The organism is Sphingobium sp. HDIP04 (assembly GCF_000445085.1).
In the GTDB taxonomy this organism is placed as follows: Bacteria; Pseudomonadota; Alphaproteobacteria; order Sphingomonadales; family Sphingomonadaceae; genus Sphingobium; species Sphingobium indicum.
Map to the genome: position 1 here is coordinate 47,328 of NZ_ATDO01000082.1, position 14,093 is coordinate 61,420.

Consider the following 14,093-nt stretch of genomic DNA (forward strand, 5'->3'; position numbering starts at 1 on the left):
CCCTAATCAGAGGGAGAGAGATGATGACAAGGTTCAAGATTGGCCGAGTAGCGCTCCTTTCGGGATGCGCGTTTGCCGGGATCATCGTGCCGGCCCATGCGCAAACGGCGGCGACGGCAACGGCCGAAGCGCAGTCGGCGGAGGATGCCGGCGCGCCTTCCGCGCAAGACATCATCGTCACCGGAACGCGCGTCGTGCGCGACGGCTATAACCAGCCGACGCCCGTCACCGTCGCGCCCACCACGGAGCTGGAGAAGGCGACCCCCACCAACCTTGCCGACGCGATCAACAAGTTGCCGCAATTCGCCAACTCCGTCAGCCCGCAATCCAACAGCCAGTTGCAGGGCAACAGCGGCGAGCATGGCAATCTGCTCAACCTGCGCGGCGTCGGCCCGACGCGGGCGCTGATCCTGCTCGACGGCATCCGCGTGCCGCCCACGACATTCCGCGGCGCGGTGGACGTCAACACGATCCCGCAACTGCTGATCCAGCGGGTCGACGTCGTGACCGGCGGCGCATCCGCCGTCTACGGCTCCGACGCCGTCAGCGGCGCGGTGAACTTCGTCCTCGACAAGAAGTTCACCGGGGTGAAGGGCGTCGCGCAGCGCGGCGTGTCCACCCGCGGCGACCTTGGCAACTACCGCATCGGCATTGCGGGGGGCATGAGCTTTGCAGGCGATCGCGGTCATGTCCTCGCCTCGGTCGAGCGCTTTCACAGCGATGGCATCAAGCGCAGCGCGCGCATCTACGGTGACGACGCCTATGCGGCCGTGGGTTCGGTCCCCGGATCGACCGCCGCTCCGGGCCGCGAGGCAAATCCGTTCATCTTCCTGCCGAACCTGCGCTTCACGACGAACGACTATAATAACGGCATCATCACGGCGAGCACGGTGCCCGCGCTCGTCAACACTATCTTCCTGCCCGGCGGCGCGGTGCGTCCGATACAGCGCGGCACGCCGACCGGCACGCCGGGCACCAATGTGGGCGGCGACGGCCTCTACATTCCCGGCTTCAACCAGTTGATCGCGCCGCTGACGACGACCCAGGGCTTTGGCCGGCTGGCCTACGACCTGACCGATGGGCTGACGGCGCATGTCCAGGGCAGCTACTCGCGCAGCGTCACCAGCTACGACACGCAGGCCCAGTCCGTGCTGGGTTTCCGCTTCTTCAGCGGCAACGCCTTCCTGGACCCGGCGGTCCAGGCGCAAATGGGGCCGAATGACAACTTCACCGTCTTCCGCTTCATCGCCGAGCAGGGACCGATCCCGACGCGGGAGGCGACCAACGCCTATCTCATCAATGGCGGCCTTGAGTGGAACCTGGGCGGATGGAACATCACCGCCGACTATACCCATGGCAAGTCCGTCACCAAATTCGCCCAGACGCAGGTGGAAATTCCGAAGCTGGCAGCGGCGCTGGACGCGGTTCGCGGACCTAACGGTTCGATCGTCTGCCGCGTCACGCTGACCAACCCCGGCCTCTATCCGGGGTGCACGCCGCTCAATGTCTTCGGCGCGGGAACGCCCTCCGCCGCCGATCTGCAAACCGTGCTCGGCGTATCCCGCTACCGCGCCATGAACTCGACCGACGACTTCGTCCTGTAGGCGCGCGGGGACGTTTTCGAGCTTCCGGCAGGCCCGGTCACGGTCGCCATCGGCGGGCAATATCGCAAGCAGAAGCTGGACCTGACGTCCAATTCCGATCCCGCCGTGCCCATCGACTTCACCGGGCTGCGGGGCATTCCGGCCAATCGCATGACCCGCTTCAACAACACCAATGTCGGCTCGGCCTTCGGCAAGCTGAATGTGAAGGAGGTGTTTGCAGAAGCGCAGGTTCCGATATTCAAGGGCCAGCCCCTTGCCGAGGAATTGAGCCTCAACGGCGCTTTCCGCCTCACCGACTACAGCACCAGCGGAAGCGTCAAGACCTGGAAGGTCGGCGCGGTCTACAAGCCGATTGAGGACGTGATGTTCCGCGTCACGCGCTCTCGCGATATTCGCGCGCCCTCGCTGTTCGAACTGTTCGCGGGCGTTCAGACCGCGCCGGTGAACTTCAACGACCCTCACACGGGCCAGCCGGGTTCGATCCGTCAATTCAGCGGCGGCAATCCCAACCTCGATCCCGAAACCGGCGACACGTTCGCCGCGGGCGTGGTCCTCAGCCCCAGTTTCCTGCCCGGCTTCGACGTTTCGGTCGATTATTACGACCTCAAGATAAAGGGCGCCATCGCCACGCAGGGGCTGAACGATGTCGTCAACGAGTGCGAAACGTCGAACGGCACGTCGCCGACATGCGCTCTTATCGAAAGGCCGCTGCCGTTCAGCGATCGCTCACCCGCCAACTATCCGATTTCGGTGAGCCTCATCACGCAGAACATCAGCTTCCTGCGCACCAGCGGCCTCGACATCACCATGTCGTACCGAACCAAGCTGGGCGATGGCGAACTCGCGCTGCGCGCCTTCGCCAACTATCTCGACCGCTACAAGTCTCAGACCAATTCCATCGCGCCGGTGATCGATTATGCCGGCCATGGCGTCAACAGCCAGACGGGCTATGCCTATCCCAAGTTCAGGGGCACGCTCAGCGCCAATTACACCAATGGCGGCCTGACGCTGTTCGTGCAGGAATCGATGATCGGCAAGGTGACCATCGGCAACCTCAAGAACGATCCGACGTCCTTTTATGCTGTCCCGGCGATCAAGCCGGTCTTCTATACCGACGCCACGGCATCCTATAAGTTCGACGTCCGCGGAGAACCGGAGCTGTTCGTGACAGCCACCAACCTGTTCGACCGCAAGCCGCCGCTGGTGGCCGCGGCCGCCGCGCCGGGCCTTCTCTATCCGACGCTGTTCACGCTCTACAACGTCGCCGGGCGCACGCTCACGGCGGGGGTTCGTTTCAAATTCTGAGGGATTGCCAAGCGGACCACCGGCGAGGGAAGTTCGATAATTCGGGGAGGCCCGCCCAAAGCGGGCCTCCCTTCAATCAAAGAGCCTTTAAAGAGGTAGTCGCATGAACAGCCCTCCCATCGGACTTACCGCCCCGCCGACGACCTCCGCCGCCGGGTTGCGCCGGACGATGCTGGTCATGCTGGGGCTGGTGTCGATGTTCAACTATATCGATCGCACGGTCCTGTCGGTGCTTCAGGAACCGATCAAGCGCGAGCTGGGGCTGAGCGACGGCCAGCTCGGACTGCTCACCGGCCTTGCCTTCGCGCTGTTCTACGCGACGCTGTCCGTTCCCATCGCGCGGCTGGCGGACCGCTTCAATCGCCGCAACATCATCGCCGCCTCGCTCGCCACCTGGAGCGGCATGACCGCGCTTTCGGGCCTGGCGACCGGCTTCGGCTCGCTGGTCGCGTTCCGCATCGGCGTCGCGCTGGGGGAAGCCGGTTCCGTGCCCGCTTCCCATTCCATCATCGCCGATTACTACCCGCCCGAAAAGCGGGTCACGGCGCTCGCCCTGTGGGGACTGGCGCTCCCGGCCGGGATCATGCTCGGCTATGCGTCGGGCGGCTGGATCGCCGCCGCGCTGGGGTGGCGTCTCGCCTTCGGGGTGATCGGCGTCGCAGGGCTGGCCCTGGCGCCGCTCGTCCTGCTGCTCGTGCGGGAACCTGCGCGGACGGGGTCCGGCCTTTCAGCGAGAACGGAAAAAGCGCCGCCCCTCGGCGAAGCCATGCGCTTCCTGTGGCGGCTGCGGACCTATCGCTACATGCTGATCGGCACGACCCTCCATGCCTTCGCCCAATATGCGATGATGAGCTGGTCCGCGCCCTTCTACATGCGCGTCCACCAGATGCCGCTTGCCGACGTCGCCTCCTGGCTGGCGCTGATGAACGGGCTGGGCGGCGGTATCGGCATCTATCTGGGCGGCCGCCTGTCGGACGCGGCGGGATCGCGCAATCCGGCGGGCCGCGTCTGGGTGAGCGCCGCCGCGATGCTCCTGATGGTCCCCGCCGCGCTGGTCCAGTTCCTGATCCCTTCGCTGACCGCATCGCTGGCGTTCGGCTTCCTGGCGACCATGCTGATGTTCTTCTATTACGGCCCGATCATAGGCGTCCCGCAGTCTGTCGTCCCGACGCGCATCCGGGCATTGACCTCGGCCGTGACCCTGCTGGTTTTCAACCTGTTCGGGCTGGGCCTGGGGCCGGCGGTGACGGGGTTCCTCAGCGATCATCTGGCAGCGGCGGACGGCATGCAGGACACATCGCTGCGTTACGCGCTGTCGGCCGTGGTGCTGTTCTCGCTCGCGGGCGCCGGCAGCATCGCCTGGGCATCCCGCTTCTACGCGGGAGATCTCAAGGAGCATTGAACCTTCCATGCCGCCAGTCCGTTCTCTGATGCTGTTGTTCGCCTCTCTGCTGAGCGTCGTTGCCCAGCCGCTCCAGGCAGGGCCGCTCCAGAACGCGACGAACACGCGGCAGATATTTGCCGGCGCAAGCACCGACCCTTACACGCTGGCCGTCCGCGCCACTGTCTGGGGCTACCCCCTGGTTCGGGCGGCGCAGTTGCGGCAGAAGGCAACCCAGCCGGAGCATCCTTTCGCACCTCGCCCGACGACGCTCGCCACCGCGCCGATCAACCGGATTGGGCAGGCGCGCGACCTTGCCGGACCCGACACGCGGATCGGCGTCGCGCCGAACAACGACACGCTCTACAGCCTCGCCTTCCTGGACATGCAGGCAGGGCCGTTTCAGCTCGACACGCCGGACTTCGGGACACGCTACTATGTCTTTCAGTTCGGCGACGCCGACAGCGAGACGCGGCAATCCTATGGTCAGAGCAGCCATGGCGGGCGGCTTCCGCCGATCTTCATCGTCGGGCCGGACTATCGCGGAGAAATCCCGAAGGGCGTAAAAGTCGTCCGCAGCGCGCAGCGCTACCTCATGGTGGCGGGACGCATCCTCGTCGACGGATCGCAGGACCTGCCGAACGTACATCGCCTTCAGGATGCGATAAGGCTGCGCCAATGGTCTGAGAGGGGACGCCTGACCGAAGCGCCGATAACATCGCAGCGCGCCCTGGCAGGCGACAGGAAGGACGTGCCCGATGGCCTGAAGCTCCTGGCCAGCCTGGGCACGGTGCTTGAAGACTGGCGCGTATCGAAAGAGGATGCCGGCCTGGTCGCATCCCTGCGCCGGATCGGCCTCACCGTCGAAAACGGCTTCCGCTACGCGCATCTGCCGCCGGACGAGCGTGCAGCCATCGAGCGTGGCGTCGCCGATGGCCTTGCCATCATTCGGGAGAAGACGCGTCATCTCGGCACGCTTTCGGGCGGCTGGTCGACCAGCTATGCCGGCTCCCGCTTCGGCCGGGATTTCCTGTTGCGCGCAGCCGTGGCGATGGACCAGATCTATGTGCTGGACAAGGGCGAAGCGCTTTATCCGGTCGCCCATCTCGATGCGCAGGGGCGACAGCTCGACGGTCGGAACAACTACGCCCTGTGCTTTCGCAAGCAGGATCTGCCGCCGGTGGACGGCTTCTGGTCCATCACGCTTTATTATGAGAAAGGTTTTCTGGCCGCCAATCCGATCGATCGCTACTCGATCGGCGACCGGACGCCGGGCCTTGCCTATGGGCCGGACGGATCGCTTCGCCTTCTCATCCAGAATGACGATCCCGGCGCGGACAAGCGGGCGAACTGGCTGCCCGCTCCGCGCGAACCATTTATGCTGATGATGCGCCTTTACCGGCCCAAGGCAAAGGCGGCGGAGGGGGGATGGCATCCGCCAGCCATCCAGCCGATTGCCATAAACGTCCCGCCTGCCTCAGGAGGCTGTGGGGCGCCCTAGGCTGTATCGACATTCAGAAGATGGCGAGCCGAAAATGGCGATTTTCCGTGACCCGGCGCGCAGCCTACTCAAAGTAGGTGAGCACCGGAAGCACGGAAATTGAAGCGAGGCACGTGACTCGCTTCAACCATTTGCAGGCCGTCAGGGCTGAATGTCGATACAGCCTAGCATCAGGCCACGGTCCGGCCATTGTCGATGACGATCTCCGCGCCGTTCAACCGGGCCGACTCATCCGACACCAGGAACAGGACCAGGTCGGCGACATGCTCCGGCTGTCCTTCGTGCTTGCGGGCGGCTTCGCGCAATTCGGGCGCGGCGAAGCGATAGGCTTCGCGAACCATCTGCGTATCGTGCGATCCGGGGAGAACCACATTGGCGCGAACGGGATAGCCCTGCTGCTGGCAATGCACGATCAGGCTGCGCGTCATGGAGAGCACGGCGCCCTTCGCCGCGCTATAGGCGAACACGGCCGGATTGCCCCGGATCGCGGCCACCGACGCGATGTTGACGATCGATCCCGCGCCGCTGGCCGCCAGCGCCGGCAGGCAGGTCTTGCATCCCAGGAACGTCCCTTCCGCCGAAACGGCCATCACGCGGCGGAATGCCTCCAGCGACGACTGCTCGACCGTTTCAAAGGCGGCAATGCCCGCATTGTTGACCAGCGCATCGAGCCGGCCATAGGCCTGCATGATTTTCGTCAACGCGGCCTGCCATTGCGCTTCGCAGGTCACGTCCAGGCGGAGCGCCATCGCTGTCGGAAGCATGTCGGCGACCTGCTGCGCTTCCTCCTCGTCGACGTCGGCGACGATCACCCGCGCGCCCTCGCGCGCCAGCGCCTCGGCATCGGCCTTGCCCAGCCCGTGCGCCGCGCCGGTGATGAGGACGACCTTTCCTTCAACCCTGCCTTTCATCGCCATGGCCGATCCCGTCACGCCGCCAGGGCGACGCGAGCCGCTATTCCCCCGCCATGGAGGCGCGACAGCAGCAGCACGCGGCGCAGCCCTCGCCCGACCGCGAGTTCATCGGTCACGCCCATGCCGCCATGCAACTGCACTGCCTCCTCCGCGAGTTTCAAGGCAGCGTCGGCAATATAGGCCCTCGCCGCCGTCACGGCCCGGACCCGCGCTTCCTCCTCGGCCAGGGCCGCCTTCAAAAGCAAGGATCGGGACTGCTCCAACCAGGTGTACATCCGGGCGCAGCGATGCTGGACGACCTGAAAGCTCGCGATCGGCTTGCCGAACTGGTGGCGCTGCCTGACATAATCGACGGTCAGGTCGAGCAAGCTCGCCATCGCGCCCACTAACTCGGCGACGATCGACAGGCGGGCCAGGGCTTGGGCCTCCGCCCACATGCCCGCCGGAACGGTGAGCGGCTGGGCCTGCACCGCATCGAATCGCACATGGGCCGCCATGCTGCCGTCGACCAGGCGAACCGGCGTCCTGCGGACTCCGCTGTCCTGCCCGTCGACGAGCATAAGCGCGCCTGCCTCGGTCTCCACGACAAAGGCGGCGGCATTCATGCCGTCCCGGACAATGGCCGCCGATCCGCGGAGCCTTCCGTCCACAAGCGCGCCACCCGGCGCGAATGCGAGCAGGGCGTCCCCCTGCATCAGCCTGTCGCCCCATTCTTCGGCGGCGGCACTGCCAGCGATGGCCCGGCCGCACAGCAGGATGGCCTCGGCCAGCGGGGTGATCGCAAGGGCGCGCCCCATCTCTTCGGAGACGATCATCACCTCCGCCGCGCCGCCGCCCAGGCCGCCTGCCTGCTCCGGCGTCAGCAGGGCGAAAAGGCCGAGTTCCCCCAATGCGCGCCAGTCGTCGGGAGACATCGGCCCTTTCGCCATGGTCGTCGCGTCATATCGGTCCGCCAGAAAACGGCGGACCATGTCGCGGACCATCGCCTGCTCATCGCTGAGCGCGAGGTTCATGGCTCAGAGCACCTCGATGATCGAGGCGTTGGCGATGCCGCCGCCTTCGCACATGGTCTGGAGACCGTAGCGCTGGCCCCGCGCCTTCAGCGCATGGATCAGCGTCGCCATCAGCTTCGTGCCAGTGGCGCCGAGCGGATGGCCGAGCGCGATGGCGCCTCCGTTGACGTTCAGCCTCTCCGGGTCGGCGTCGAGCGCCTTCATCCATGCCATGGGGATCGACGCGAAGGCCTCGTTCACTTCGAAAAGATCGATGTCCTTCATCGTCATGCCGGCGCGGTCGAGAACCCGCCGCGTCGCCGGGATCGGCTCCTCCAGCATGATGACCGGGTCGCCCGCCGTCACCGCCAGGTTGACGATGCGGGCGATGGGTTTCAGGCCATGCGCCCTGACGGCGGCTTCGGACGCGACGAGCACGCCGCTCGCGCCGTCGCAGATCTGGCTCGCGGTCGCCGCGGACAGCGTGCCGCCCTCGCTCAGCAGCTTGACCGAACCGATCGACTCCATCGACGCATCGGCGCGGACGCCTTCGTCGCGGTCGTGGATCGCCTGCTCTCCTTCCGCCGTGACGACGGGCACCGGAACGATCTCGGCGTCGAACGCGCCTGCATTCATGGCCGCCGCCGCTTTCCGGTGGCTGGCGAGCGCGAACCTGTCATGGTCGTCGCGGGTGAAGCCATATTTGTCGGCGATCATCTGCGCGCCGTGGAACTGGCTGAACATCTCCACGCCATAGCGCTTCTGGATCGCCTCGGAGAAGGGGTTGGCGCCGATGCCGCCCGCCTTGGCCAGCGTGATGGGGGAGCCCATCGGCACGCGCGTCATGCTTTCGACGCCCCCTGCGATCACGATGTCCTGAAGGCCCGACATGACCGCCTGCGCCGCGAAATGCACGGCCTGCTGGGACGAGCCGCACTGCCGGTCGATCGTCACCGCCGGCACGCTGTCGGGCAGGCTGGAGGCGAGCACGATGTTGCGGCCGAAGGCGAAGGTCTGCTCGCCCACCTGGCTGACGCAACCGATGATCACATCGTCGATCGCGGCCGGATCGACACCGGCGTCGGCGACCAGAGCGTCCAGCACCAGAGCGCCAAGATCGGCGGGGTGCCAGCCGGCAAGGCGGCCGTTGCGGCGGCCCCCGGCGGTGCGGCGAGCGGAAACGATATAGGCTTCAGGCATGATGCATCCTTCTTGTGTCTAAAGGCCGAGCGCGGCCTTCGCGATGAGTGTGAGCTGGATTTCGCTGGTGCCGCCGAAGATCGACCAGGCGCGGGCGTTGAGGTAGCGGGCGGCCGCGACCTGCGCTTCAGGCGAACCGATGGGTGTGGGCATGGCCTCGCCGTAAAAGGGACGCTCGACCGGCAGTTGAAGACCGGCGAGGCCGAAGGCGTCGACCGCCAGCGCCTCCACGCCCTGCCGGATCTCGGACGCCAGCAGCTTGGTGGTCAGGCTGCGTGGGTCGGGCGCGGCGCCATGCTCGATCTCGATCAGCGTCCGCAGTTCGGTCATCTCCAGCGCTTCCGCTTCCAGTTGAAGCCAGACGGCGCGGTCCGCCAGTTCGCCGGTCAGCGGCCCCATCGATGTGCGCAACCGGGCAAGATCGGCCAGGATCGCCGGGGCGAAGCTGGACCCGCCCCGCTCATTCTCCAGCAGGAACTTGGCGATAGACCAGCCTTGCCCCTCTTCGCCGACACGGTCCGAGACCGGCACGCGCACCTCGTCGAGGAAGACCTCGTTCAACTCGTGATCGCCCGATGCGCTGAGGATCGGCTTCACCGTCACGCCGGGCAGCGCCATGTCGATCAGCAGGAAACTGATGCCCTGTTGCGGCTTCACATGCGGGTCGGTGCGGACCAGGGCGAACAGCCGGTTCGCATAGTGCGCCTGCGTGGTCCAGATCTTGTGGCCCGACACGACATAATGGTCGCCGTCGCGCACGGCGCGGGTCCGCAGGCTCGCGAGGTCGGAGCCGGAGCCGGGCTCCGAAAAACCCTGCGCCCAAATATGCTCGGCCGTGCGCAGGCGCGGGAGATAATGGTCCTTCTGCGCCGGGGTGCCATAGGTGTAGAGCACCGGCCCCACCAGCTTCAGGCCCATGCCGGGCAGGACCGGAGCGTTTGCCTCCGCGCATTCCTTCTCGAAGATCCAGCGCTGGACAGGCGTCCATCCCGGCCCGCCTGCATGGTCCGGCCAGTGATAGACCAGCCATCCCTTCGCTTCCAATATCGCCTGCCATTCGCGTGCGATATCGGGCTCTGCGAAGACGCCGGACGTCAGCGCGGCCCCGCGCCGAAGCTTGGGCGAGAGCGATGCGGCGAGGAAAGCGCGCACCTCCTCGCGGAAGGCGCGCTGCTCTGATGTAAGCGCCAGGTCCATGGCCTCAGCGCTCCACGATGGCGACAGCGGACACGCCCGGCGCGCCATAGACATGGCTGTAGCCCAGGCGCAGCTTGCCCGGAGCCTGCCGCGCGCCCGCCTGCCCGATCAGTTGCACATAATTTTCGTAGACCTGGCGAAGCCCCGATGCGCCGATCGGCTCCCCACAGGCGAGGCACCCGCCATCGGTGTTGACCGGCAGGCTGCCGTCGATCTGCGTGCGGCCCTCGGCGATCCATGCGGCCTGCTCGCCATCGGCGCAGAACCCGTTTTCGGCCATGTGCATGATCTCGGCCCCCGCCTCCGTATCCTGAAGCTGCGCGATGTCGATGTCCTCGGGGCCGACGCCTGCCATGTCATAGGCTGCCTGAGACGCGACGCTGGTGGGCGAGCCGCCGCGCTCCAGATCAAGCGCTGGCGAAAAGACCTCGAACGATCCCGGCGGCCGGGTACGAACCGCGGTCGCACGCAACCGCACCGCGGGCAGGCCGAGTTCGCGCGCTTTCCTGCCGCTCGCCAGCAACAGCGCCACCGCGCCCTCCCCCGGCGAGCAGAACATGAATTTGGTGAGCGGATCGCTGACCATCTGCGAATGGAGGATGGTGTCGATGTCCACCGCTTCGCGCCGCCAGGCATGATCGGCGAGGACGCCGTTGGCGAATGCCTTTTCCGCGACCGCGCCCAGCATGCGCGGGGTGATTTCGTAGAGGCTCATATAACGCTGGATCTTCATGGCGAAGAACTGGGTGGTCAGCATCAGCCCCGTCTCGCCATACCAGTCCGGCAACCCCCAGTCCGCCGGCAGGGGCGAGAAGGAGCCTCGCGGGTGCTTGTCGAAACCTACGGCGAGGCCAAGATCGAACTCGCCGGACTTGATCGTGCTGTAGGCGCCGAACATGGCCGAACCGCCAGTCGCGCACCCGTTGGCGACGTTGATGAAGGGGATGCCGGTCAGCCCCAGTTCCGACACCATCGTGTCCGCATTCCCGGCGGCGTCCGATCCGCCGAACGCGAACTGGATATCGCGCCATGCCAGCCCTGCGCGTTCGAGCGCCTGGCGGACGGCGAAGACGCCCTGCTGAAGGCCCGAAAGGCCGGGCGTGCGGCCGAAGGGATGGATGCCCGCGCCGACGATGAAGACGTCCTCGCTCATATCCCGGCGCTCCCGTCCGGTGCGAAGCCGAAGCTGGTGCGCACTGTGCCGTCCGCCAGCGGGAAGGGCAGCGGCACGACGCGCATCGCCATGCCGATCGCCAGATCATCGAACGCTACGTCGACCAGGCGGCCTTCGACGATCAGCGCCCCATCCAGTTCGACATAGCCCACAGCGTAAGGCTCGAACGCTTCCGGGCCGGCATAGGGCGGCGACTTGGGGCGGAAGCGCTGGACAGTCCACGACCAGAGCCGGCCCGTGCGCGGCAGCAGGACGCGGTCATAGCGCGTGTCGTCTTCCGGCCGTGCCGGAAAGCACAGGCGATGGGTTGCCCGCTCTCTGGAGGCAAGCAGCGCAATGCCGTCTGCGTCGGGGCAGATGAGGCCGTCGGCTATCGGAACGGGCGGGGTGTCGGGCATCGCTTATCTCCTTCCGAAGACATAGCGCCCGACCGTTCGGTCGGCTTCTGACCAATGCGACAGGGGCTAGTTTATCATGCCCAGGAAGCCGAGCTGCGCCGCCTTGAACATCGTCTGGTCGCGGTTCACGGCATCCAGCTTCACCGACGCCGATCGGATATGGAACCGCACTGTGGTGCGTTGCAGGCCCAGGATGATGCCTATTTCCTCGTTCGTCTTCCCGGCAGCCGCCCAGCGCAGGCATTCCACCTCGCGCTTGGTCAGGGATATGCTCCCCAGACCGGGGCGCGCCCGCGCCGTCACCTTGACATAGCTTTGCACGAAGGCCCGCGCCAGCACCGCCAGAGCATCCGCGGCGCAGGCATAAGCATCGGACAGGTCATTGGCCTCCGGCTCGGGCGAGAGGAAGCTCGCCGCGCCGATCTGCCCGAAGGGCAGGTGGATCGGAACCACGATCGCCGCCGCCGTCATGGCCCGGATGCGGAAATCGTGCAGGTCGATCACGTCGAGCAGCGGGTTGGGCAGGCGGGTGAAAAAGCCATGGGCGTTGCACCAAAACGGTTCGGCCTCCACCCGGCAGGCGTGAACGATGGGCGAGGAAAGGGCAAGCTGAGGCACCTCCCACCAACGCGGCTCCTCGCCGCGAAAACCGAATATCTCGCTGGCGAGCACAGCGCCATTTCCGTCACGCATCGGTTCGCGGGAGGCCACATTATGCGTGACCGCCGTGCGAAGCCCGCAAAGGTCCATCACCGCATCGCGCAGCCGCTCCGCCGCCGGCCCTATGCCCCCCGGTTCCGAAAAGCGGACCGCGTCGATCAGGGCGGCGGACGGCATCGTGCAGGAGCGGCCGGCAGCGGACATGATCAGCGGTCCTTCAGGCTCAGCCCCTCGAAAAAGGGCTTGCAGATCGCGTCGGCGACGTCCTCCGGCGATCTGCGCTTGGCCAGGGGAGGATACCATTTATAGGCCCAGTTGCACATGCCGAGGAAGCCCAAGGTGGTGAGCCCCGGGTCGCACTGGCGGAAATGGCCGTTCGCGATCCCCTGCTCGATGATGCCGCGCACCCGCTGCAGATAGGCGTTGCGCTGCGCCCGGATATGGTCGCGCATCTTGCCTTCCAGATCCTCATAATGGTCCATGAACGCCCGGACATAACCCGGATGCTCCGCGATCTGCCGCAGGATGTCGATGCAAGCGGCGCGCAGGCGGCCCAGCGGATCGTCCGATCCCCCTTCCTCGTCGAGCCCGGCCAGCAGCGCGCTCATATGCGCGTCGTGCATCGCGAAGAGGATGGCGTTCTTGCTGGGGAAATAATGGTAGAGCGTCGGCTTGCCGAGGCCCACCTCATCCGCCAGCATCTGCATCGACGCCTTGTGATATCCCACCCGGTCGAACAGCGTTGCGCAATGCCTCAATATCTCGTTGCGCTTCTCGTCATGCGCTTCGGTCGTCTGCCGTTTCTTTGCTGCTTCTCGCGCCATTGCCGGCTCTGTTCCCTGTTCTGCGTTCCTACCTCTCACAAAGGTAAGTCGACCGTCTGGTCGGTTCCTCCTAGGGATAGGGCTGGATGACGAGAATGCAAGCGCGAGGGAGCGGACAATGCAAGTTGAGGGCAAGACGGCGCTGGTCACGGGGGCGAGTTCGGGTTTGGGCCGGCATTTCGCTCGCCTGCTGGCGCGGGAAGGGGCGACGGTCGTGGCGGCGGCGCGCCGAGTCGACGCGCTCTCTGCGCTCTCCGATGAGATCGGGCGGCAGGGCGGCACATGCATTCCCGTCGCCATGGACGTGACCGATCCGAACGCGGTGGCGGCAGCCTTCGGGCAAATCGAGCGCGACCTTGCGGCGCCGCTCTCGATCCTCGTCAACAATGCTGGCGTAGCCCACACGCGCGCGGCGCTCGATCTCAGCGCGTCCGAGTGGTCGCAGGTGCTCCAGCCCAATCTGACCGGCGCCTTCCTCGTGGCCCAGCAGGCGGCGCGCATGATGCGGGGCCAAGGGGGAACGATCGTCAACGTCGCCTCGATCCTGGGGGAACGCGTGTCCAAGGGGTTGGCCGCCTATGCCGCCAGCAAGGCCGGCCTCATCCAGTTGACGAAGGCGCTCGCGCTGGAATGGGCGGCGTTCGACATCCGGGTCAACGCGCTCGCGCCCGGCTATATCGAGACGGACCTGAACCGCGACTTCTTCGCGTCCGATGCAGGTCAGCGGCTCATTTCGCGCATACCGCAGAAGCGACTCGGCCAGATGCACGATCTGGATGGGCCGCTCCTGCTGCTATGTTCCGACCAGTCGCGCTACATGACCGGCGCGGTCATCGCGGTGGATGGCGGGCACCTCGTCAGCGGTCTTTGAGGGCGGACGACCCCGTGCTCCTGCGAAGGCAGGAGCCAGCCCCCATGCCCGATCTCGACATTCCGCTCCACC

Annotated in this window: 13 protein-coding genes; 5 read left to right on the top strand and 8 right to left on the bottom strand. The window is 66.2% G+C overall.

Features of this window, described 5'->3' with window-relative positions; all coding sequences use genetic code 11:
- The first annotated feature begins 20 nt into the window (after nucleotides 1–20).
- The 4 genes from L286_RS49310 (at nucleotide 21) to L286_RS34840 (ending at nucleotide 5,791) form a co-directional block, all read left to right on the top strand.
- Nucleotides 21–1,604, top strand: coding sequence for a TonB-dependent receptor plug domain-containing protein (locus L286_RS49310; protein ID WP_021223365.1), 1,584 nt, complete (start codon nucleotides 21–23; stop codon nucleotides 1,602–1,604).
- A 48-nt stretch (nucleotides 1,605–1,652) separates the two neighbouring features.
- Nucleotides 1,653–2,909, top strand: coding sequence for a TonB-dependent receptor domain-containing protein (locus L286_RS49315; protein WP_338010814.1), 1,257 nt, complete (start codon nucleotides 1,653–1,655; stop codon nucleotides 2,907–2,909).
- 103 nt (nucleotides 2,910–3,012) lie between these two features.
- Entirely contained in the window at nucleotides 3,013–4,311 is a 1,299-nt protein-coding gene (locus L286_RS34835) for a spinster family MFS transporter (protein WP_020818682.1), read from the top strand.
- Between the two features lie 7 nt (nucleotides 4,312–4,318).
- Nucleotides 4,319–5,791, top strand: a complete 1,473-nt coding sequence (locus tag L286_RS34840) for a DUF1254 domain-containing protein (RefSeq protein ID WP_051146796.1) — start codon at nucleotides 4,319–4,321, stop codon at nucleotides 5,789–5,791.
- 170 nt (nucleotides 5,792–5,961) lie between these two features.
- Here the strand turns inward: L286_RS34840 and L286_RS34845 are convergent, their stop codons facing one another.
- From L286_RS34845 to L286_RS34875, 8 genes are all read right to left on the bottom strand, one after another.
- The gene (locus L286_RS34845; RefSeq protein ID WP_025161135.1) at nucleotides 5,962–6,708 is read right to left on the bottom strand and encodes an SDR family oxidoreductase; all 747 of its coding nucleotides are present in this window, start codon (nucleotides 6,706–6,708) and stop codon (nucleotides 5,962–5,964) included.
- Nucleotides 6,709–6,719: 11 nt separating this feature from the next.
- On the bottom strand, nucleotides 6,720–7,718 hold the full coding sequence (locus tag L286_RS34850; RefSeq protein WP_020818679.1) for an acyl-CoA dehydrogenase family protein: 999 nt from the start codon (nucleotides 7,716–7,718) through the stop codon (nucleotides 6,720–6,722).
- Between the two features lie 3 nt (nucleotides 7,719–7,721).
- Nucleotides 7,722–8,897, bottom strand: coding sequence for an acetyl-CoA C-acetyltransferase (locus L286_RS0124540; RefSeq protein ID WP_013039011.1), 1,176 nt, complete (start codon nucleotides 8,895–8,897; stop codon nucleotides 7,722–7,724).
- Between the two features lie 18 nt (nucleotides 8,898–8,915).
- Nucleotides 8,916–10,094, bottom strand: coding sequence for an acyl-CoA dehydrogenase family protein (locus L286_RS34855; protein ID WP_020818677.1), 1,179 nt, complete (start codon nucleotides 10,092–10,094; stop codon nucleotides 8,916–8,918).
- A 4-nt stretch (nucleotides 10,095–10,098) separates the two neighbouring features.
- Nucleotides 10,099–11,247 carry a thiolase family protein gene (locus tag L286_RS34860; RefSeq protein WP_020818676.1) on the bottom strand — a complete coding sequence of 383 codons (1,149 nt, stop codon included), beginning with the start codon at nucleotides 11,245–11,247 and terminating at the stop codon, nucleotides 10,099–10,101.
- Nucleotides 11,244–11,666: a Zn-ribbon domain-containing OB-fold protein gene (locus L286_RS34865; RefSeq protein ID WP_020818675.1), complete on the bottom strand. Its 423-nt coding sequence runs from the start codon at nucleotides 11,664–11,666 to the stop codon at nucleotides 11,244–11,246. The genes L286_RS34860 and L286_RS34865 overlap by 4 nt, the downstream gene beginning before the upstream one ends.
- A 66-nt stretch (nucleotides 11,667–11,732) precedes the next feature.
- Nucleotides 11,733–12,530 (bottom strand): helix-turn-helix transcriptional regulator, encoded by a 798-nt coding sequence (locus L286_RS34870; RefSeq protein WP_020818674.1) that lies wholly within the window; start codon nucleotides 12,528–12,530, stop codon nucleotides 11,733–11,735.
- 2 nt (nucleotides 12,531–12,532) lie between these two features.
- Nucleotides 12,533–13,150 carry a TetR/AcrR family transcriptional regulator gene (locus L286_RS34875; RefSeq protein ID WP_013039015.1) on the bottom strand — a complete coding sequence of 206 codons (618 nt, stop codon included), beginning with the start codon at nucleotides 13,148–13,150 and terminating at the stop codon, nucleotides 12,533–12,535.
- Between the two features lie 118 nt (nucleotides 13,151–13,268).
- Here L286_RS34875 and L286_RS34880 point away from each other — a divergent pair, with 118 nt between their 5' ends.
- Complete coding sequence (locus L286_RS34880; RefSeq protein WP_020818673.1) at nucleotides 13,269–14,021, top strand: SDR family NAD(P)-dependent oxidoreductase; 753 nt, start codon at nucleotides 13,269–13,271, stop codon at nucleotides 14,019–14,021.
- The last annotated feature ends 72 nt before the right edge of the window (nucleotides 14,022–14,093 follow it).